The organism is Psychromonas sp. psych-6C06, assembly GCF_002835465.1.
Lineage (GTDB): Bacteria > Pseudomonadota > Gammaproteobacteria > Enterobacterales > Psychromonadaceae > Psychromonas.
Map to the genome: position 1 here is coordinate 1 of NZ_PIZM01000005.1, position 19873 is coordinate 19873.

General features: G+C 38.2%; 16 protein-coding genes and 2 rRNA genes. 14 read left to right on the plus strand and 4 right to left on the minus strand.

Annotated elements, in window-relative coordinates; translation table 11 throughout:
* The 4 genes from CW745_RS16670 to tyrA form a co-directional block, all read left to right on the plus strand.
* Window positions 1-226: ribosomal RNA gene (locus CW745_RS16670) — 23S ribosomal RNA — on the plus strand; the annotation flags it as partial.
* A gap of 135 nt (window positions 227-361) precedes the next feature.
* Window positions 362-477 (plus strand): 5S ribosomal RNA (rrf, locus tag CW745_RS07840).
* 707 nt (window positions 478-1184) lie between these two features.
* Complete coding sequence (locus tag CW745_RS07845) at window positions 1185-2252, plus strand: 3-deoxy-7-phosphoheptulonate synthase (RefSeq protein WP_101108103.1); 1068 nt, start codon at window positions 1185-1187, stop codon at window positions 2250-2252.
* Between the two features lie 11 nt (window positions 2253-2263).
* Window positions 2264-3391 carry a bifunctional chorismate mutase/prephenate dehydrogenase gene (tyrA, locus tag CW745_RS07850; protein WP_101108104.1) on the plus strand — a complete coding sequence of 376 codons (1128 nt, stop codon included), beginning with the start codon at window positions 2264-2266 and terminating at the stop codon, window positions 3389-3391.
* Between the two features lie 77 nt (window positions 3392-3468).
* Here tyrA and raiA read toward each other — a convergent pair whose 3' ends face one another.
* Window positions 3469-3879, minus strand: coding sequence for a ribosome-associated translation inhibitor RaiA (gene raiA, locus CW745_RS07855; RefSeq protein WP_101108105.1), 411 nt, complete (start codon window positions 3877-3879; stop codon window positions 3469-3471).
* 412 nt (window positions 3880-4291) lie between these two features.
* Here raiA and CW745_RS07860 point away from each other — a divergent pair, with 412 nt between their 5' ends.
* Genes CW745_RS07860 through CW745_RS07880 form a run of 5 tightly spaced genes read left to right on the plus strand, consistent with a single transcriptional unit; the run spans window position 4292 to window position 11654 of the window.
* The gene (locus CW745_RS07860) at window positions 4292-5983 is read left to right on the plus strand and encodes an extracellular solute-binding protein (RefSeq protein WP_238596751.1); all 1692 of its coding nucleotides are present in this window, start codon (window positions 4292-4294) and stop codon (window positions 5981-5983) included.
* Window positions 5980-7059 carry a microcin C ABC transporter permease YejB gene (locus CW745_RS07865; RefSeq protein ID WP_101108107.1) on the plus strand — a complete coding sequence of 360 codons (1080 nt, stop codon included), beginning with the start codon at window positions 5980-5982 and terminating at the stop codon, window positions 7057-7059. The genes CW745_RS07860 and CW745_RS07865 overlap by 4 nt, the downstream gene beginning before the upstream one ends.
* Window positions 7060-7087: 28 nt before the next feature.
* Window positions 7088-8110: an ABC transporter permease gene (locus tag CW745_RS07870; RefSeq protein ID WP_343226080.1), complete on the plus strand. Its 1023-nt coding sequence runs from the start codon at window positions 7088-7090 to the stop codon at window positions 8108-8110.
* Window positions 8107-9690: a dipeptide ABC transporter ATP-binding protein gene (locus CW745_RS07875; RefSeq protein ID WP_101108109.1), complete on the plus strand. Its 1584-nt coding sequence runs from the start codon at window positions 8107-8109 to the stop codon at window positions 9688-9690. Before CW745_RS07870 ends, CW745_RS07875 begins: the two co-directional genes overlap by 4 nt.
* 41 nt (window positions 9691-9731) lie before the next feature.
* Window positions 9732-11654 carry a transglycosylase SLT domain-containing protein gene (locus CW745_RS07880; protein WP_193755563.1) on the plus strand — a complete coding sequence of 641 codons (1923 nt, stop codon included), beginning with the start codon at window positions 9732-9734 and terminating at the stop codon, window positions 11652-11654.
* 11 nt (window positions 11655-11665) lie between these two features.
* On the opposite strand, the gene CW745_RS07885 is transcribed toward CW745_RS07880, so the two are convergent.
* On the minus strand, window positions 11666-12043 hold the full coding sequence (locus tag CW745_RS07885; RefSeq protein ID WP_101108110.1) for a type IV pilin protein: 378 nt from the start codon (window positions 12041-12043) through the stop codon (window positions 11666-11668).
* A 393-nt stretch (window positions 12044-12436) separates the two neighbouring features.
* Here CW745_RS07885 and CW745_RS07890 point away from each other — a divergent pair, with 393 nt between their 5' ends.
* Window positions 12437-12943: a GspH/FimT family pseudopilin gene (locus CW745_RS07890; protein ID WP_101108111.1), complete on the plus strand. Its 507-nt coding sequence runs from the start codon at window positions 12437-12439 to the stop codon at window positions 12941-12943.
* A gap of 58 nt (window positions 12944-13001) precedes the next feature.
* Here CW745_RS07890 and argR read toward each other — a convergent pair whose 3' ends face one another.
* Window positions 13002-13454: a transcriptional regulator ArgR gene (gene argR / locus CW745_RS07895; protein WP_101108240.1), complete on the minus strand. Its 453-nt coding sequence runs from the start codon at window positions 13452-13454 to the stop codon at window positions 13002-13004.
* Between the two features lie 166 nt (window positions 13455-13620).
* On the opposite strand from argR, the gene CW745_RS07900 reads away from it, so the two are divergent.
* From CW745_RS07900 to cysG, 4 genes are all read left to right on the plus strand, one after another.
* A complete protein-coding gene (locus CW745_RS07900; protein WP_101108112.1) occupies window positions 13621-14391 on the plus strand; it encodes a transporter substrate-binding domain-containing protein in 771 nt (256 codons plus the stop codon).
* A gap of 271 nt (window positions 14392-14662) precedes the next feature.
* Complete coding sequence (gene mdh, locus CW745_RS07905; RefSeq protein WP_101108113.1) at window positions 14663-15604, plus strand: malate dehydrogenase; 942 nt, start codon at window positions 14663-14665, stop codon at window positions 15602-15604.
* 85 nt (window positions 15605-15689) lie between these two features.
* On the plus strand, window positions 15690-16091 hold the full coding sequence (locus tag CW745_RS07910; RefSeq protein WP_101108114.1) for a CBS domain-containing protein: 402 nt from the start codon (window positions 15690-15692) through the stop codon (window positions 16089-16091).
* An 84-nt stretch (window positions 16092-16175) separates the two neighbouring features.
* Entirely contained in the window at window positions 16176-17594 is a 1419-nt protein-coding gene (gene cysG / locus CW745_RS07915) for a siroheme synthase CysG (protein WP_101108115.1), read from the plus strand.
* A gap of 604 nt (window positions 17595-18198) precedes the next feature.
* On the opposite strand, the gene CW745_RS07920 is transcribed toward cysG, so the two are convergent.
* Window positions 18199-18876 carry a PEP-CTERM sorting domain-containing protein gene (locus CW745_RS07920; protein WP_101108116.1) on the minus strand — a complete coding sequence of 226 codons (678 nt, stop codon included), beginning with the start codon at window positions 18874-18876 and terminating at the stop codon, window positions 18199-18201.
* Window positions 18877-19873 lie beyond the last annotated feature (997 nt).

Here is a 19873-nt window from a genome sequence, read left to right on the forward strand (position 1 = left end):
GGGGCGGGAGGTGGGCCGTTTCCTGTCCCGACCTGGCCCGGTAGCGAAGGACGGAATCAAAAACCCATGAAAGCATCTAAGCGGGAAGCGAGCCTCAAGATGAGTTCTCACTGGAACTTTAAGTTCCCTAAAGGGCCGTTGGAGACTACAACGTTGATAGGCAAGGTGTGTAAGTGCAGTAATGTATTGAGCTAACTTGTACTAATTACCCGTGAGGCTTAACCATACAAACTCTAAGAGTTTTGTGTACCAAGACGAGTCGAAAGACTATAAGAGAAATGCTTGCGAAGCATATTTTACGAAAACATTGCAAAGATTAAGAACGACGAAAAAACATTAGCTTTTCTAATTAATTTTTTTGTTTGGCGACAATAGCGCTGTGGTCCCACCTGATTCCATTCCGAACTCAGTAGTGAAACGCAGTTGCGCCGATGGTAGTGTGGGGTCTCCCCATGTGAGAGTAGGTCATCGCCAAACGCCCAATAACAACCCCCTGTCGAGTTAGTTCCCGACAGGGGGTTTTTATTGCCTACGATTTATGTTGAGCTACGGAGAGAATAGGGCGAATATCGCGACAGCGATGTTTCACGAGCTTCGGGCCTCTGCGACGACTTCCATCGCCAAACGGCTAATACGAAAAATCCCTGTTGACTACGTCAGCAGGGATTTTTCGTATTATGGATTTTAAAAATCAAGCATAGCTAAGTGCTTGCCGTAATTGGACAGAAAGAAATGATTAATAATCATTTCTGAGATACTTTAATATTTAAGTGCACCATACGTATAGTGAGAGTAGGGCGGATATCGCGCCAGCTATGTGGTACGAGCTTCGGGCCTCTGTGACGACTTTCCATCGCCAAACGCCTGATACGAACAATCCCTGTTGACTAGGTCAGCAGGGATTTTTTCGTTTTATGCATTTGATAAATGAAGACCTACTCTCACATGGGGAAAGGTGAACAGCACTGCCGTAGGCAGTAGCTTTAATTGGACAGAAAGAAATGATTAATAATTATTTCTGAGGTGCTTCAATATTCAACTACACAATGCGTATAGCAATAGAGCGAATATTTACTTAACCTAAGTCTAATTCTTCAAATTATTTCATTTTCATTCTGTTTACAATTCCCCTATGAAATCGCTATGGTATGATAGATGCACTATTAACATTTAACGAGACTAAAATGACTACGCTACAAAATGAAAATATCCACATTCAATCAGAAACTGTTTTAATAACCCCAGCTGAGCTTAAAAAGCAACTACCTGCTTCTGAAAATGTGTATCGATTTATTAATGAGTCTCGTGAAATAGTTGCTAATATTGTGCATAAAAATGATCCTCGTTTTTTAGTCATTTGTGGACCTTGTTCTATTCACGATATTGAAGCAGCCAAAGAGTATGCTCTTAAATTAAAAGCATTACATGATGAGTATAAAGACACTTTATATATTGTAATGCGCGTGTATTTTGAAAAACCACGTACTACAGTCGGCTGGAAAGGCTTGATCAATGACCCACATATGGATGATTCATTTGACATAGAAACAGGCCTTAAAAAAGCACGTGAACTTTTATTGTTCATTGCTGAGCTTGGTCTTCCAATTGCTACGGAAGCTTTAGATCCAATTAGCCCTCAGTATCTTGGAGATTTATTTAGTTGGGCTGCTATTGGCGCTCGAACAACGGAGTCTCAAACACACCGTGAAATGGCGAGCGGGCTTTCTATGCCAGTTGGTTTTAAAAATGGTACAGATGGTAGCTTATCAACGGCGGTTAATGCGATGCAATCGGCAGCTTCTCCTCATCGTTTCATGGGAATTAATCAATTAGGTCAAAGTGCGCTATTGCAAACTGCGGGTAATAAGGACGGTCATGTTATTTTACGTGGTGGTGGCGGTAAGCCAAATTACGATTCATTAAATGTAAAACTTGCAGAACAAGCTCTTGCAAAAGCTTCAGTAGAACAAGTTGTTATCGTAGATTGTAGTCATGAAAACTCCAATAAAAATCATGAACTACAACCTTTAGTTGCTAAGGATGTCTTCCACCAAGTTATTGAAGGCAATACATCAATCATCGGTATTATGCTAGAAAGTAATATTAATGCAGGTAACCAATCTGCTGATCTTCCTGCTGAAGATCTTAAGTATGGTGTTTCAGTGACAGATGCTTGTATTGATTGGGCAACGACAGAAACATTACTTGCCGATGCGACTAAATTATTAGCTAATAGCCTTAATAAACGATAAGAAGATACTTTATGCCTTTAAGCAAATTAAGAGATAAAATTGATGCCGTAGATCAACAGATAATTGATCTTTTAGCTGAGCGCTTAGGATTAGTAGGTGAAGTTGGTGAGGTAAAAACAAAGCATGGCTTACCTATTTATGTACCTGAACGTGAAGCTGCAATGCTTGCTAAGCGACGTGCTGAAGCAGAATCAAAAGGGGTTCCTGCTGATCTTATCGAAGATATTTTACGCCGTACTATGCGTGAGTCTTATGCAAGCGAAAATGAAACTGGATTTAAAACAGTCAATCCCAATATGAAGCGTATCGTTATCATTGGCGGTAATGGCTTATTAGGTAAACGTTTTGTTGAGATGTTTGAGCTTTCTGGTTATCAAGTTGATGTACTTGGTCGCGCTAACTGGGAGCAGGCTGAACAAATCTGTAGCAAAGCAGGGCTGGTGATTGTTGGTTCTCCGATTGATGTTACTGAAGATGTTATCAAGCAACTTACCTATTTGCCGGAAGATTGTATTTTAGCTGATATTACCAGTGTTAAAGATGCACCACTAAAAGCGATGCTTGAAGTTCATAAAGGGCCTGTGGTTGGCTTACATCCAATGTTTGGTCCTGATATCTCAAGCTTTGCAAAGCAAGTTATTGTTTACTGTGATGGCCGTGGTGAAGAAAAGTACGGTTGGTTAATTGAGCAGATGAAAATATGGGGATCACACCTTTATAATGTAAAAGCGCCTACTCATGATGAGTCAATGACGCTTATTCAAGCACTACGTCACTTTACTAGTTTTGTTTATGGTATACATCTTCAAGAAGTTGATGCTGACTTAGAGCAACTGCTTGATTTAAGCTCACCAATTTATCGTTTAGAGTTGGCTATGGTTGGCCGTTTATTTGCGCAAGAGCCTGCTTTATACGCAGATATTATTTTATCGCAGAAAGGTAATCTTGATATGATAAAGCGCTACCATAAGCATTTCTCTGATGCGATAGAGTTATTAGAAAATGCTGATCGTGATGCGTTTATTAAGCGTTTTGAATCTGTAACAGATTGGATGGGCGATTACTCTAAGCTATTTTTAGATGAAAGTCGTGTTATGTTACAACAAGCGCATGATAACCGTCATTATGAGGATAAATAGTTTCATAAACTAATCTTATAAAACCGAAAAAGGAGCTAATTAGCTCCTTTTTTCCTTTTATATAAATGCCTACTTATTTAAGCAGCAAACTCTTTGTTAAGTTTGATTTCAGCATCAGAAAGAATTTCTACTTCTGGCTCTTCAATAGGTTGCCCAGAAATTTCGCCATTACGACACATATCTTTACCGTTATTTTTAGCTCGATTCGCTTCAGATTTGTGTAAGTGTTTATTTAATTGACGTTCGATTTTTTGGAATAATTGACCGATAGCAACATAAAGATCATCATGCTCAGCATGTGCGAAGACTTTACCATTTGGTACACCGATTGTTGCTTCAATCTTAACGCCTTTAGGCTCTTTGGTAATAATGCAATGTGGTTTGATTAGTGGGATTTGTAGTTTTTCTAACTTTTCGAAACGTTCCTCTACTTTGGTGCGCATTGTGTCAGTGATAGTAATTTGTTTGCTTGTAATTTCAATTCTCATATAAGACACCTTTTGGTTATACACTCATTGTGTTCATAAATAGATTAGGCTTTTTTATTAACTTTAAAAGTGACTTTGATCACACTTTTGTCTCTTTGATCACTTTGTAAAATTTTTTTTGACCTAAGTACATTTTTGTTAACTTTTAAAAAAGATTGCTTGTCCAATCTTGTAAGTTAGTCCATTCTTGAATGGATAAGTTCCCTCACAACCTCTCTTTTTTTTCTTAAAAAACTTTTATTCATGCTCTGTTTTGTTATCGTTACTATTCCTCTTTATTGATAGTGAATGCCCCATGCGTTTTGAATACACCGTTAAGCTTAAACCCCTCTTAATGTTTTGCATCCTTTCATTGCTCTGCTTTTATTCCACTGCCTCAAGCTGGTCATACGCACTTAGCATGTATGGAGATGTGAAATATCAATCAGACTTTACGCATTTTGATTATGCTAACCCTGATGCGCCCAAAAAAGGCTCCTTTAAACAGGCGACAATTGGTAGTTTTGATTCCTTAAATCCATTTATTGTTAAAGGTAATGCTGCAACGGGTATTTCCATGATTTATGACTCTTTAATTAAACAATCGAGTGATGAACCTTTTACCGGTTATCCCTTAATTGCCTCACAGGTAAAGGTTGCAGATGATTATTCTTCGGTAAGCTTTAAGTTAAATGAGCATGCCCGTTTTCATGATGGCGAAGCCATTCGAGCTAATGATGTGAAGTTTACTTTTGATCTACTTATTGAGAAGGGGGCTCCTCACTTTCGCTCTTATTATGCAGGTGTTAAAGAGGTTATCGTTGATAATCCATTACAAGTAACTTTTAACTTTCGTGAAAAAGGCAATAGAGAGTTACCTCTAATTATTGGCCAACTACCTATTCTTCCTGAACATTTTTGGAAAAATAAAAATTTTTCTAAGAGTGATTTGACCATTCCTGTTGGCTCCGGTGCCTATCAAGTGAAGTCTTTTAAAGCGGGAAAACGCATTACCTACCAACGCGTCAGTGATTACTGGGCGAAAGATCTTCCTGTAAATAAAGGCTTGTATAATTTCGAGTATATGATTTTTGATTATTATCGAGATGACGGTGTCGCCTTTGAGGCATTTAAGTCTGGTGCGTTCGATTATCGTTTAGAAAGCTCTGCTAAACGCTGGGCTACTGGTTATAAAGGTGATCTTTTTAATGATGGAAAAATTATAACAGAAACAATTGCTGATAAATCGCCACAAGGTATGCAGGGTTTTTGGTTTAATTTGCGTAAAGATAAGTTTAAAGATAAGCAGGTTCGTGAGGCATTAACGCTGTTATTTGATTTTGAGTGGGCGAACAAAACCCTTTTTTATGGTGCCTACGCCCGAATTAATAGTTTTTATTCGGGCTCTGAGTTAGCGACGCAGTCGCACATTACAGAAGCAGAAAAGGCGTTACTGTTGCCTTATAAATCTCAGCTTGATGAAGCGGTATTCCAACCTTTTTCACTTCCTATTACAAAAGCAGATGGCGATGTGAGGAGCCAAATGCGTAAGGCTGTAAAATTGTTTGAAGAAGCTGGGTATCAGTTGAAAGATAGCAAGATGCAGGATAGCAATGGGAAGCAATTCAAATTTGAATTTCTATTGTACAGTAAAGACTTCGAGCGCGTCGTACATCCCTTTAGACAGAACTTACATCGTATCGGTATCAAGACGTCTATTCGTTTAGTTGATGTATCGCAGTTTGTAAATCGACTTAATAATTTCGATTTTGATGTCGTTTCACTGCGTAAAGGTCAATCTATCTCTCCGGGTAATGAACAACTCAGTTTTTGGGGATGTGATAGTGCCATGGAAGTCGGGACTTCTAATTGGGCTGGGCTTTGCTCTCCTGTTGTTGATCAACTTGTACAAAAACTCATTAACAGTCAAACACGTGATGAATTGGTGACTACAACTAAAGCGCTTGATAGAGTTCTACTTAATGAGTACATAGTGATCCCACAGTGGCACCTTCCTGCATACCGTATCGCATATTGGGATAAATATGCTCGGCCTAAAATTGCACCCGTTTATGATTTAGGTTTATCAACCTGGTGGTCAAAAGATGCTGAGGAGGCGCAATGAACAGTTATATTTTAAAGCGCCTGCTACTTATCATTCCGACTTTGCTAGGCATTATGACCATTAATTTTTTTATTGTCCAAATAGCGCCTGGTGGCCCTGTTGAGCAGGCAATCGCCCAATATCAGGGGATCGATGGTGGTAATACAAGCCGTATATCTTCTGGTACTAACAGTGAGATAAAAAGTAGTAACTCAGAAAGTAAATATCGAGGTGCGCAGGGGGTAGACCCTGAGTATATTGCTGCCTTAGAAAAACTGTATGGCTTTGATAAACCACTGATGGAACGCTATTTTTCGATGCTTTGGCGTTATGCCAAATTTGATTTTGGTGATAGTTTTTATCGTAACCAGAAAGTCACTGATCTGATTGTTGATAAAATGCCTGTTTCTATCTCTTTAGGCCTATGGACCACTTTGTTAGCGTACCTTATCTCTATACCGCTGGGCATTAAAAAAGCCACGTCACACGGTAGTCGCTTTGATATTTGGAGTAGTACCATCGTTACTGTTGCTTATGCAATTCCTGCTTTTATTCTTGCTATTATGCTGATTGTTGTATTTGCAGGAGGCTCTTATTTCGATTGGTTCCCTTTGCGAGGTTTAGTCTCAGATAATTTCGATAGCCTTAGTGTATGGGGTCAAATCAAAGACTATTTTTGGCATTTAGCGCTCCCTATTTCTGCCTCTGTTTTAGCAAGCTTTGCAACGCTAACGATGCTGACTAAAAACTCTTTTCTTGATGAAATTCACAAACAATATGTGATCACGGCGCGCGCAAAAGGTTGCTCACAAAGTCGCATTCTTTACGGACATATTTTTCGTAATGCAATGTTATTAGTGATTGCCGGTTTACCCGCTGCTTTGATCGGCATTTTCTTTACTGGCTCTATGTTAATAGAGGTGATTTTTTCACTCGATGGCTTAGGCTTACTGGGTTTTGAATCGGTGATTAACCGAGACTATCCTGTAATATTTGCCTCTCTATATATTTTTACCTTGGTGGGGTTAGTGTTGAAGTTGCTTAGTGATATTAGCTATACCTTGATTGATCCACGCATTACCTTTGAGGGGAGATAGCATGTCATTATTAATGAGTTGGCAGAAAATGCGACGTAACCCTGTAAATGCAGATCGTTGGCAACAGTTTAAGCAAAATAAACGGGGTTATTGGTCGTTATGGATCTTCTCTATTCTTTTTCTATTAAGCCTTGTTGCAGAAGTCTGGATAAATGATAAACCGATCATGGTGTCCTATCAGGAGCAATGGTATTTTCCAATTATTGAAGATGTCACAGAAGATAAACTCGGTGGTGACTTTGATATTGTTACCGATTATCGCGACCCTTACATGGTTAAACAGATAGAAAAAAATGGCTGGATTGTATGGCCATTAATACCTTTCTATTATGACAGTATCAACTTTGAATTAACCCAAGCTGCACCATCACCACCCGACCAAATAAATTATCTAGGTACCGATGATCAGGGACGAGATCTGCTAGCTCGACTTGTTTATGGGTTTCGTATCTCGGTTCTCTTTGCGTTAACACTAACCTTAGTGAGTTCTGTTATTGGTATTATTATTGGTGCTATTCAGGGCTATTATGGCGGAAAAATAGATCTCTTAGGGCAACGTATTTTAGAGATATGGGAAGGGTTGCCAATGTTATTTATGTTGATTATTTTAGCCAGTTTTGTTGAGCCTACTTTTAGCTGGTTATTAGGGTTAATGATTTTATTTAGTTGGCCAAGTCTTGTTAGTGTTGTCCGTGCTGAGTTTTTACGTGGTCGCCACCTGGAATATGTTAAAGCTGCGAAAGCACTCGGCGTAAAAGACAGCAAAATAATGTTCAAACATATTCTCCCTAATGCCATGATAGCCACACTCACTTTTATGCCATATCTATTTACAGGGGCGTTGACTACGTTAACCTCATTAGACTTTTTAGGTTTTGGCTTACCGCTTGGCTCTGCCTCACTTGGTGAGATGGTTGCGCAGGGTAAAGATAACTTACATGCTCCGTGGATTGCCTTTACTGCATTTATCTCATTATCGACTATTTTAGTGTTACTTGTTTTTATTGGTGAAGCAACACGTGATGCATTTGACCCAAGGAAAACAGCATGAGTATGAGCCCGTTATTATCGGTTGATAATTTAAGTGTGAGTTTTGCTGATAAGCAGATTGTAAAAAATATCAGTTTTCAGCTCGATCGCGGTAAAACGCTCGCTATTGTAGGTGAGAGTGGTGCAGGTAAGTCGTTACTCGCTCAGTCTATTCTACAATTATTACCCTATCCGCATGCTCATCATCCTACGGGAGAGATAACACTATGTGGTGAACCCCTTGTTGGCAAAGGTGATCGTGTTTTAGAGGCAATTCGGGGTAACAAAGTAGGCATGATCTTTCAAGAGCCAATGACCTCACTAAACCCTCTTCACACAGTTCAGAAGCAGATAGCAGAGACTTTACTTATTCATAAAGGCTTAGCGGGTAAACAGGCTGTTGAGCGTACACTAGAGTTATTAACTTTGGTTGGTATCGATGACCCACAAAGTCGCTTAAATGCTTATCCTCATGAGTTGTCGGGCGGACAACGACAACGTGTCATGATTGCAATGGCATTGGCTAACGAACCAGAGCTATTGATTGCTGATGAACCTACTACGGCACTTGATGTCACCATTCAGAAGCAGATATTAGCCTTGTTAAAGTCGTTACAGGAAAGTTTAAACATGGGGATCTTATTGATAACCCACGACTTACATATTGTTAAAAGTATTGCCGATGATGTCCTTGTTATGCGCCACGGGGAAGTTGTTGAACTACAAGCTAAGCAAGCGCTTTTTGACTCGCCTAAAGAGGCTTATACGCAACTGTTATTAGATGCTATTCCGCGTGGAGAGATGCCTGCTCTTGCAGAGTCTGAAATGTTATTGAGTGCAGACAATATTTGTGTTTCCTTTCCACTTAAAAAGAACTTTTGGGGGAAAGTCACGCATACTTTAGATGCTGTAAAAGGAGTGAGCTTACAAATCCATAAAGGTGAAACGGTTGCCATTGTTGGCGAAAGTGGATCGGGAAAAAGTACGTTAGCACAAGCGATTTTACAGCTGGGTAAAAGCCGTGGCAAAGTGGTTTTTTTAGGCGAGCAAATAGATAACATCGATCATCAAGCGCTACAAAGATTACGTGCTAAATTACAGATCGTATTTCAAGATCCTTTTGCCAGTTTAAGTCCGCGACTATGTGTTGGTGATATTATTGCCGAAGGGTTAGAGGTACATCAGCCCAGCTTAAGTACGCAACAGGTAGAGGATAAAGTCCGTGCGGTATTGTTGCGAGTCGGTTTAGACGAGCAAAGTATGTCACGTTATCCGCACCAATTTTCCGGCGGGCAAAGGCAGCGAATATCTATTGCGCGCGCACTGATTTTAAATCCGGAACTTATTGTTTTGGATGAACCAACTTCTGCATTAGATCGTAGTATTCAAAAACAAATATTAGCGTTGTTAATCTCATTGCAGCAAGAACTTGCATTGAGTTATCTGTTTATCAGTCATGATCTTTCTGTTGTTAAGGCTATCAGTCATCGAGTATTAGTGATGAAGTCTGGAGAGGTAATTGAACAGGGAACGACAAATGAGATCTTTAATGCAGCAAAAGAGCATTATACTCAAATACTATTATCTTCTGCGCTACCATAGTGTATTATTTTTTATTTATATTTTACTTTTAAGTGGGGTTTATGTTTAGAATTTTATTAGTTATGCTCAGCATTGTATTTTCATCAGCCACTTTTTCGCTATCTTTAAATCAACAAAGAACGTTATATAGCGATGCAAGGAGCTTGCAGGAGCAAAACAATTGGCAACAGGCGGATGAAAAGTTACAGATGCTACCAGATTACCCGCTTACTTACCTTCTTCAATATCAATCACTTAAAAATAACTTTTCAGTTTCTGATAAAGAAAAGATCAGTGCATTTATAATAAAAAATAAGCAGTATAAAATAAGTAATAAATTACAACGCGAATATATGTTTTATCTTGCTGGGCAACAATCTTGGCAAGCCTTTTTAGACTTTTATCCTGCATTACCACGTAGTACCAAACTCAAATGCTTTCATTTTCAAGCTAAAATGTCTCAAAATAAGCATGACCAAATTTGGCCCGACGTAAAAAAAGTATGGCTCTCTGGTTACTCTCAGCCCAATGCCTGTGACAGTGTTTTTAAATATTACTTAACACAGAAAAAAGTGTCACAGTCACTAATATGGCAACGCTTTCAACTTGCTCATCGTAGTAATAAAAAAGCGTTAATGAAATACCTGATAACCCTTATGGACGCTGATAATAAGGAGTTAGCAGGTCAACTTTATAAATTAAATCAATCGCCCCAAAAATTATCGCGTAGTTCGTTGTTTACGAGCCATGATCATGCCAGTTACCCTTTTTTAAAAGACATGCTTAAACGTCTAGCGAGAAGTGATATCAACCTTGCCATTCAAACTTACCAAATCTATGACAGTAAAGTTCCTTTTGTTTTTTCTGATGAAATTGAACTGAAGAAATACTTTGCTTCTAGAGTGCTAATAAAAAATAAACAGGGGCTATTGCCTTGGGTAGATAAAACGCTTCCTTCATTAGGGAGTGAGAAATTGATTGCGCAGCGTATTCGCTATGCGATTAAATACAATAATTGGCCTGATATTGAAAACTGGATCAATCAGCTACCACAGGAAGCGATTCATTCACCTACTTGGTTATACTGGCAAGCTCGTGTTTTGGAAGAGAAAGAACAGTTTGCACAAGCCAATAAGCTGTATCAAAAAATAGCCGGGGAACGAAAATATTATGGCTTTTTGGCTGCTCAAAAGTTAGGGCTTACTTATCAGCTTAATGCACAAATTGTCGAGCCTGAGGTCACGAGTTTACGTTATGTGCAAAAACAGCTAGATCATATTGAGGAGCTATATTTCCATCAATATATGAACTTGGTTAAACGTGAGTGGGAGTCTCTGTTAAAAGGGCGTGATATTGATGTACAGCGTCAACTTGGTTTATATGCCTTTGATAAAGGCTGGCCTCATCTTTCTGTACTGGCAAGTATTCGTTCTAAAAGTTGGGATGCGATTAATATACGTTTTCCTGAGGTAAAACCTGAACTTTTTTCTGAGAATGCAAATAAGTTTCAGGTTCCGACTAGTTATATCTATGCGATAACACGTCAAGAGAGTTCTTTTGATCAGTTTGCAAACTCCCCTGTAGGTGCAACGGGATATATGCAGTTAATGCCTGCAACTGCGAAGGAAACCGCACGTAAAATAGGGTTAAAAGAATATAAGAAGAAAGCACAGTTAACCGAAAGCGAGATTAATGTTGCATTAGGAACTGCGTATTTTGATAGTTTATTGAAACGGTATAAGGGCAATCGTATTCTTGCAACTGCTGCTTATAATGCCGGCCCAAATCGTGTTGATCGTTGGAAAAAAAATAAAAAAGGCAGAGATAATAAAGCGCTTAGTATGGATAGTTGGGTTGAAACGATTCCCTATAAAGAAACACGAAGATACGTTAAAAATGTTCTTGCTTACAATGTGATATATCAGCATATACAACAGCAGCCGATGGAGTTTTTTAATGAGAAGGAGCTTGGGGCGACCTACTAAACAATACTATTTTACCAGCAACTTGCTGGTGTTTGATTACTATCTTGGTCAATTGTTAATGTAGTACAACCTGTATCACTAAGTTGCAGTCCCTTCGCAACCGCTTGCATTGAGTAGGTGGTTGTGCCGGCAGAGGTAACGGTAAAGGTATAATAATCACTATTAGCCATTCCTAGTGCTGATTCATCATCAGAGTAATTGGGGTTTAATATATGCAAGCTAGTTTGTTTTAGTTGCGCTTTAATAAGCTCGGTTTTTGCATCACCACGGCGCGCTTCTAACATATAGTTTTGATATGACGGATAAGCAATACTGCCAAGAATCCCCATAATCGCAATGACAATTAATAGTTCAATTAATGTAAAACCGGTCAGCGTGATCTTATCCATTTCATTTACCTTATAGCTTATTTGACTATTATGATATTCACTGAGTGTAGATCTTTATTCCTTAACGCACCTCATTTATTTATGCCTTAAGCTAAACTTAAACCCCAGAGGCAAGTTATAGATTGTATATAAATTATTCTATGTGTATTAATGCATACAATAATCAACTATTCACTATTCTTTTACCTCGCTTACGATTTATAGCAAATCCACTAAATAACTAATCAATCTTACTGGTTAAAAGAAGCTATTTCAGCGTTAAAAATTTCGTAAAGGGAACAACCATTTGCATCAATTTTCGCCTTGAACTAACTCCTTTTTCCTACGTAACATTTGATCACTATATTAACGGAATTGGTATTATTTCCGCCAGTTGGGACAAAGGAGGCTAAGTTGCTCAATCTATTTATAAAAGGGTTCTCATTGATAGAGATGTTGGTAGCGATATTTGTGGTCGCTATTATTCTAACTATTGGTATGCCTTCATTTAAAGCGATGCTTGATGGGAATAGGCTAAAAGGTGGTAGTGACGCGCTTTATTTTATGCTTAGCCTAACCAAAACAGAGTCTATTAAGCGTAACAAAAATGTGTTTTTAAAAATAACCTCTGGTACGAATTGGTGTATTGGCGTTAACGAAGAGGATGCAAATTGTGATTGTAATACCAGCCCTTTCACCTGCGATGTCGCAGTGATTAATGCCAGCCAATATGAAGGGTTAACATTAAGCTCAACTTATGTTTCTCCTTTTTTCGACCGCGTAAGAGGGGGATTTAATGAGCCTGATAAATTGTTTACGCTTGAGTCTGATAGCAATACATCGGTTCAAATTCGCATTAATTTGCTCGGAGCTGTTCGCATGTGTGGTGTGGATGGGGTATTAGATTTATACCATTGTTAACTAATCGTTTTCCCCTATTACTACTTTAAGAGGGGGGGGGGTAATGGGGGGCTTGCGCTTAATTAAAAAGTTGTTTAATGACCTTCAATGTTTTATCCATTTGTTGACAGTCTGTAGGGGTAATAAATATAGTATCATCGCCGGCAATAGTCCCTAAGATCCCTTCTGTTTTACCGATAGAATCAAGTAAACGAGCAATCAGTTGTGCCGCTCCAGGGCTAGTCCTAAGAACAATAAGGCTATCATTACAATCAATATCAACGACTAAGTTTTTTAATGGGCTACTCGTTGTAGGGATGCCTAATTCGGCAGGTAAGCAATACACCATCTCACGTTTCGCATTACGAGTGCGTACTGCACCTGACTTACTCAACATGCGTGATACTTTAGACTGGTTAATATTATGAAACCCTGCTTCTTGTAATGCGTCAACTATCTCACCTTGCGAGCTAAGGCGTTCTTTTTTTAGTAACGTTTTGAAGAAATCCATTAATTCAGTTGATTGTTTCATGTAATATAACTCTGTAATGTATTTATGCGTATCATAATTAATATTATGCCATTTACAATAGATTATTTTGCAAAATAAGTGCATAACTATTCATTTATTTTCTAAATCGATTTAATTCTTACATTATTATGATGGTTAACGGTTTTTTAGTATTGGATATATGGATATGACCTATTTTTCTCGAACGTGTGGCTTATTGTGCTTTCTCTTTTTTTCAGGCTCTGTATTCTCGCTAGATATTAGTAAAAATATGCCTGTTAATTTTGTCACCGAAGCTAACTATTATCCCTTTGAATACCTTGATGAGTTAAAGCAGATCCAAGGCTTTGATATTGATATTGCTAATGCCGTCTGCCTAAAAGCTAATTTATCTTGTAAGTTTTATAATCAAAGCTTTGATAGCTTACTATTGACCTTACAATTTGGTCGATTTGATGCAGTGATTGCCGCCCTTGATATAACAGAATCCAGAAAAGAGAAAGTAGACTTCTCAAATAGTTATTATAGATTCCCTCCTGTTTTTGTTAGTACCACTAATAGTAAAGAGGCATTTTCTATTGTTGGGAAGTTTATCGGTGTGCAATCTGATTCATCTAACCACCATTACTTAATAAAGCATGCTAAAAAAAATAGCTTTATTATCTCTTATCTTTCTTCAACTAAAGCTTTTTCAGACTTGCGAAATGGAAAAATAGATGTGGTTTTTGCTGATCACGCAGTCGTAGATGATTTTCTCTCTAAGCGTCAAAATAACGACAAGTTTTCAGTGATGCAAACTGAAGATGTGTTCTTGGATAAGTTTTCGGCAGGTTATGGCATAGCTGTAAAAAAAGGCAATATGGCATTATTAGAGCGTATTAATTATGGCTTGGCGAAAATAAAAGAAGATGGCACTTATCAAACAATTTATGATCGCTACTTTGAGAGTAATAAGTAAATTAATAACAGAAAAATAACACTATTATTGAAATGTTATTTACTTCAATTTCTGGAAGTTAATTGTTTGAAATTATAGTGAATTAGCTATTTAACGTCGCCATTTAATAAATCTAATATCTTTAACTGCCGACAAGTCGATCTTAGTCATACAAATTATCCATTACACTCAACATCGCTCACAATTATTTAACATTTTTTACACAAACTTTTAATTTGGATTAAGCTGATTTTGTGTCCTTAAATGTTAAATAACTATTTCGGAGTGTGTTATGAAAGTTGCAGTACTTGGTGCCGCTGGCGGTATTGGTCAAGCCCTAGCTTTATTATTAAAATTAGACCTTCCAGAAAATTCAGAGTTATCCCTTTATGATGTTGCACCTGTAACTCCAGGTGTTGCAAAAGACCTTAGCCATATACCTACTAGTGTAAAAGTGACAGGTTTTGGCGGCGATGATGCAAGCCCAGCATTAGAAGGTGCTGATGTTGTACTTATTTCAGCCGGTGTTGCGCGTAAACCCGGTATGGATCGCAGTGATTTATTTAACATTAATGCCGGCATAATTAAAACGCTGGTGGGTACTGTTGCTAAAGTTTCGCCTGAAGCATGTATTTGTATTATTACTAATCCAGTTAATACGACGGTTGCTATTGCTGCAGAAGTATTAAAAGCCGCGGGTGTTTATAATAAAAATAAATTATTTGGAATTACAACTTTAGATGTTATTCGTGCTGAAGAGTTTATTGCTGACTTGAAAGGTTTACCTGCAGAGCATGTACGTGTGAACGTTATCGGTGGACACAGTGGAACAACCATTCTGCCGGTTTTATCACAGGTACAGGGCGTTGAATTTACAGAGCAAGAGGTCATTGAGCTAACAGAACGTATTCAAAATGCTGGAACCGAAGTTGTAAATGCTAAAGCTGGTGGAGGTTCTGCGACGCTTTCAATGGCACGTGCTGCCTCTGTGTTTGGTATTCGATTAGTACAAGCATTACTAGGTAAGCAAGGCATTATTCAAAATGCCTACGTGGATGGAGGAAATGCTTGTTCTCCTTTCTTCACACAACCATTATTACTCGGTATAAATGGTATTGAGCGTGTCTTACCCTTTGGCGAGTTAAGTGAATTTGAAGAGAAAAAGAAAGGTGAGATGCTAGCTGTATTACATGATGATATTCAGAAAGGGATTGATTTCGTAAAAAATAGCTAACAATTCATTACTCTTCATCGAAAAAACCAGCAATAGCTGGTTTTTTTATGTCTATACTTTAATTTTAATGATGTAAGGAGAGTCTATGAAAGTTTCAGATGTGATGACTACACGGGTTGTTAAAGTTGATATGGATGATCGCTTGACAGTTGTTAAAGAGATTTTAGACAGTGCTCCCTTTCGTCACCTTCTTGTTATCGAAGATGAAGAGTTACAGGGGGTAATAAGCGATCGTGATCTATTACGGTGCCTTAGCCCATTTATTGGTACTGATGCTGAATCGGTCCGAGATACAAAAACCATTGATCAGCGTGCACATCAGGTGATGACGAGATCGCCAATTACTGTTAACAGTGATACGTTAATTCGCGAAGCATTATTATTAATGCTTGAGCATACTATCGGTTGCTTACCGATAGTTGATGAAGGCGAGATCGTTGGAATATTTACCCTACACGATGGATTGCGTGCGCTGTTAGACAATTAGACTATAAGAAATTAAATTTTATTGTTTTAACTCCTTCTTATATTTCTTTATAGTGTTCGCTTTCAATCTGCTCTGGGCTCTCAAATGGATTACTTACCAATTTTTACCAAATTAGAAAATCGACCTTGTCTTGTTATTGGTGGTGGAGAAATTGCACTTCGCAAAGTACACCTATTATTAAAGGCCGGGGCAGATGTCACTGTTTGCTCTTTAGCGTTCCATGCAAAGTTACTAGAAAAAGCTGATGCTAAGCAGGTAAAAATAATTAAAGGTACGTTTAGCGATGAGCTATTAGATAATAAATGGTTAGTTATCGCCGCTACCAGCGATAAAGAGGTTAACCAACATATTGCTGAATGTGCAAATAGTCGCCAAATCTTGGTGAATGTGGTTGATAACCCTGTATTATCAAGCTTTATTATGCCTTCTATTGTTGACCGCTCTCCAATTATTGTTGCTATCTCAAGTGGCGGTAAAGCTCCGGTTTTAGCGAGACTTATTCGTGAACGTTTAGAGTCATTATTACCGATGCATATCGGCCGTTTAGCGACTATTTCGGGGGAGTTTCGTCATCAAGTTAAGAAAACACTTAAAAGTGTTTCCTTACGACGTCGTTATTGGGAAAAATTATTTGGTAATGGGCAACTTGGACAACTACTCCAGAGAGGCCAAACAGATAAGGCAATTGCATTAATGACCCAAAGTTTAACCGAAGAGGTTGCTAAAGGTGATGTTGCTTTAGTGGGAGCTGGGCCAGGCGATCCTTCTTTATTAACATTAAAAGCATTGCAGCTTATGCAACAAGCTGACGTGGTGCTATATGATCGTCTTGTTTCCTCTGAAATTTTAGATTTAGTGCGACGTGATGCTGATCTTATCTCCGTAGGTAAAGAAGCGGGTAATCATGAAGTAGAACAGTCTCGTACTAATGAAATGTTAGTGGAGTATGCACTACAAGGGAAGAAAGTAGTTCGGCTAAAAGGTGGAGATTCATTTATTTTTGGCCGAGGAGGCGAAGAGCTTGAAGAGCTCGTTGCTTCTAATATCGATTTTCAAGTCGTACCGGGTATTACCGCCGCTTCTGGCTGTAGCGCCTATGCTGGTATCCCATTAACGCACCGTGATTATGCTCAATCTGTTACGTTCGTGACAGGGCATCGTAAGCAAGATGGGAAACAATTAGATTGGAAAGCATTGGCGATTAAAAATCAAACCTTAGTTGTTTATATGGGGCTTATTCAAGCAGAAGAGATACAACAACAGTTATTACATTATGGGCGTGGAGCTGAAACACCTGTTGCGCTAATTAATAAAGGTACAACCGCTGATCAGCATGTTGTTATCGGTAAGCTTGATGAATTATCGCAATTAGGAGGTGGCTTAAAAGGGCCAACACTAATAATAATTGGTGAAGTGGTTTGTCTTGCGGATAAATTATCTTGGTTCAATCCTGAGCAGGGGCATAAACTATCAAGGGATCCCTTCTTGGTTAACCTTGCTTAGTTATACCAAACGAAATAAATCGCTGAACTATTTTACTGGTTAAAGCAACTTACCTCTTCGTTGAAGCTTTCGTAAAGAGAGCAATCATTTACGTCTCGAGTTAAGTCACTTTTCCTACACAAAATTTAGATCACACACTTATACCAAATCCATTAAATAACTGATCATTTGTACTGGTTAAAAGGAGCTATCTCTGTGTTAAAAGTTTTGTAAATAGAACAACTATTTACTGTAACTTTCGCCTTGTGATACCTCCTTTTTCCTACGTAAAATTTGAACACTATATTAGTGGAATTGGTATTAATTCGATTGGTATTATATAAATGGAATGAGAAAGTGAGCTTGTTTTGCGTAGGAAATTTAAGCTATCAAGGTGTTAATGCAAAAATTAGTTATTCATCTTTGAAAACTCACAACACCAGTAGTGGAAGTTATAACAAGTAAGGCTTATCACCTTTGGTGTTACATAAATTGCTGGAAGGGGGTTGAAAAGGGGCTATAGTCGGTCGTTAAGCCCGTTCTATATCAATAAATAATGTTTAACTTCATTGTGAAATAATGGGGGCAATGAAGTTAAATTAAAACGTTACTGGTTATAGCGGTATTAAATTTTTGTCGCTCTACGTAAACTAAATCCTATCAATGCCAGTGCAAATATAGCTAACATTGTTGGTGCTGGTACAGAGCGTTTAACTAACATTGTGCTTTGAGCACTATCACCATTAGCTGTATATGAGTTTGAATAATTGTAGTTATCATAGATATTCACTACATCATTGTTATATAGATCGAAAAGCGCTCCAGTCCACTCTAGCATATGGACATTGCTTAACCCGTCGGTGCCTAAAAACCAACCTACAGAAGAGTTATGTTCGATTGCAGTACCCTCGTATTTAGTGGTGTTTTTTCCCATAATATCGAATAGTTCAGTAAAAACACTCCCATTAACGCCTTGTCCATCTTTGGCATAAAGCTGCCCTATGCCGTATTCATTTCTATTTTCATAATCTGCACCTAAGCCTAAGAAAGCATTGCTCCACATCGTGAAAACTTGATCCTTACTGGCTAAAGACCACCCTTGGTATTCTCCGCCTTGGCCAAGCTGTGAAGCAACATAGTTATAGCTTTTGCCATTGTTGATGCCAAAGTCCATCCACTCTAACCCAGTCGAGGTATCGATAAAGCTATTATTGTTGGTATCAGTAATAACAACAGCTTGGACGGTAACAGACAGGAGTAGAGCTGAGCTGGCTAACCCTATGTTTAAGCATTTAAAAATCATTGAGTGTCCTCATATTTTGTTTGTATTTCTTGGACAGGCGTCGTAATAGATACAGCAATTAACATGCCACGATAATAATTCTTAATAAGTTCAATAAGATATAAAGTGCAGTGTTTTCTATTTTGCCTTTTAGTGTAAGTAAAGTCGACATATTGTCAAAATATTAACCAATGAAGTTATCAGGGGCTATTGATCTTCGTTGTTTGAATGTTGTTAAACACTGCGCGTTTTTAGCAAGGTAGGCGGAATGTAGCTTGGTCATTCTAAGTGAATTTCGTCTAACGGATAGTAAAAGGTCTTTTCGTTTTGTATTGCCTACTGTTTGGCATAGTCAAATAGAGCAAGGGCATAGCGTGTTGAATTCATAAAGCAACATTTATTGACCATTTTTACTGCGTTTTCGCCTACTGATGTAGAATAATAGCTGGGCATAGACTCAGCCTTGTATAACAGCAAAGTGGTTCTTTATCTTGCATTGTTTGCTATTGACGTAGTCAACTGCGGCCAATAGCCAACAAATTGTTGCAAAAATAAACTCGAAAGTTCAACAGACCCTATTAATACCAAATCCACTAAATAACTGATCAATCTGACTGGTTAAAAGAAGCTATTTCAGCGTTAAAAATTTTGTAAAGGGAGCAACCATTTGCATCAATTTTCGCCTTGAACTACCCCCTTTTTCCTGCGTAATATTTGATCACTATATTAGCGGAATGGTATAAGGCCAAAAGCACTGTTCAAATTAAGGAAGTGTTAAACTATCGGCGCTGTTATGCATTGTTATGAGTGATTAGTGGGATAACAATCTCATTGAGTATGTGTGCAAAAGCTTGCGTTGAAAAAGTGATTTATTTCAGATCCAAAGATGACTTAATTGGCATTCCCTTTACGAAAGTTTTAACGAAGAGGTAAATTATTTTAACCAGTAAAATAGAACGGCTATTTATTTCGCCGGGAATACCGTTAGTAGCCATGAAAAACAGCTTATTAACTTCAT